This is a genomic window from Actinomadura sp. DC4 (assembly GCF_030406325.1).
Lineage (GTDB): Bacteria > Actinomycetota > Actinomycetes > Streptosporangiales > Streptosporangiaceae > Actinoallomurus.
On record NZ_JAUEQY010000076.1, the window covers coordinates 1 to 2,062 of the forward strand.

General features: G+C 65.0%; 1 protein-coding gene. It reads right to left on the minus strand.

Annotation, left to right across the window (positions count from 1 at the left end):
* Window positions 1-7 precede the first annotated feature (7 nt).
* On the minus strand, window positions 8-1,444 hold the full coding sequence (locus QWU11_RS47010) for a replication initiator (RefSeq protein WP_290121126.1): 1,437 nt from the start codon (window positions 1,442-1,444) through the stop codon (window positions 8-10).
* Between the last annotated feature and the right edge of the window lie 618 nt (window positions 1,445-2,062).

Below are 2,062 nucleotides of genomic sequence, written 5' to 3' on the forward strand. Positions count from 1 at the left end.
ATTCGGGTTAGCTCACCTTCGGTGTCTCGTCACGTTCGGTGAGCTGCTGCCGCATGCGGCGGGCTCTTTGCACCTGGTCTCGGGCCAACTGCGCCCAGAAATGTTCTCCGTGCATCAACCCTGCCCCGGCGTATTTCCATCGCCCCACAGTGACGGCGTTGCGGTTCGGGTCGGGCTCGGGCAGTCCTTCGGCCTGGCGAGCGGCCTGGGCGGCGTGATCGGCTCTGGCTTGGCGAAGCTGGGTCAAGGTCACTGAGTATCGGCGGGACTTGGAGGAGAAGTGTCCGCCGTAGCCGAGCATGTGCGCCCACTTGCGTAGCCGTAGCTCCTGGTACTCCGGCAGACCGGCCAGCGTGAAACACGTCCAGATCATCCGGCGGGCATGCTCGGACACCTTCAACGAGCTGATCTGGGTCGCATAGCGAATCGGCCGGTCGACCGTGCCGGAGTCCTCCGCTCCCTTGGTGGCGTACTTGGCGACGTAGCGGGCCACGTGCTTGTCGGCCATGCCGTCCAGTTCGGCGGCTACCTGAATCGGCTGGATGTCGAGTTGGCGGCCCCACCTGAGCACCAACGGCGGGCGTTGGGCGTCCGGGTGCGGAACTGGTACCTCTACCTGGGCGGCGGCGGTGCGCAGTACGCGCTCCAACAGTTCGGTAGTCGCCCACGACGGCGGGGCCTGGCCGGGACCGTCCGGACCGTCCAGCCGCACGACGGCGTGGAAGTGGATCAGCCCGCGCCGCTGGTACTCGATCACGCGGGCATACGAGATGCGCACCTGGCGGCGCAGAGCCTTGTGGGTGATGCCCAACTCTGCCTTGATCAGCATCGGAACGGTCAAGGTGAGACGACGCCATAGCTCCGGGGCGTGGGCGTTCCACAGCACGGCGGCTGGATAGTCATAGCAGTCGGCGCAGATCGGTTGTCCGGCCATGGAGTCATCGCCGTCGTGCCGCCGTCCGCATCCTTGCGGGCGTCCGTGCTGGCACAACGGACGGTTCTTCCGTGGGCGGCATGGCTGCGCCTGCCCGCTCTTTTCCTTGTGGGCGTGGACTGCGCCGAATGAGGGTGCGGTCAGGGTGAGGAAGACGCGCGGGTGCGCGCTGACCTGCTCATCGACACCTTTCCCGCCGGACAGTCCGGAGATGATCAGGTGATAGGTGTCGTCCCGGTACACCTCGGCGCATGCTGCGCAACGGGACGCGCGGCGGTTCCCGCATGCCGTGATCAGGTAGCCGGTCGGCTCCTCGTCGGTGGTGTAAGACTCGATCAACTCGCCGGTCTCGCCGTCCAGCGTCACCCGCTCGCCGCGTAGCCGGACGGGCTGCTCACACCCCCCGGCCGACTTGATCATCTCCTGCCAGCGGGTGAAGTCCGGCATTGACGCACGCTGGGCTGCGGCGGCCAGTTCGGCCGTCAGCCCGGGTATCTGCGGGCCGGTCATGCGGCGTCCCGCAGTCGTTCGGTCTCCTCCTGGCCGGAGTCAGCCTCAGCGACCCGCTCCAGACCGAAGATCGTCCCGATCTCGTTCCACTTGTCATCAGTCCAACGCGGCGATGTGCTGGCCTGACGCTTTCCCCACGCGACAGCTTCCGGGCTGGGCAACCCGTTGACTCCTCTCCCTGGCTAACGGCTAGGGAGCACGCACATACGACCTCTGCGATTGAAGACACCAGAACACGAGCGCGCCTGACGCCCGTCCAGCTCCTCGCGACGAGTGACTGATCATGTGCCGTGTTAGCCAGGGCTTTCATCTGATGAGCTGTTTTCGTCCGGGTGCTACCCGGTCGTGCGGTGCCGAGAGCCCACCTCGGCGAACTGTGTTTTTTGTTGTTGCGGCTGTCGCGTTGTCTGAGGATCCCTCACGAGACCCCCGGGGCGGGAGCCGACCCCGCTTCGTCACTCGCTGTCTCAGAGTCGCTCGATGCGGCTCCGCATCCATGATTACCCAGTCAAGATCGGAACCCAAACCATAAAAACGATCTTCGGGGCGAGTGTCACTCTCAGTGATCTATGCGACTCTCAGTTGGAGTTGCATGAAGTGAAGTACTTGTTGTAGTGG

Excerpts from the sequence above, each read along its gene's own strand:
- QWU11_RS47010 (WP_290121126.1), bottom strand. The coding sequence starts at position 1,444 with ATGACCGGCCCGCAGATACCCGGGCTGACGGCCGAACTGGCCGCCGCA.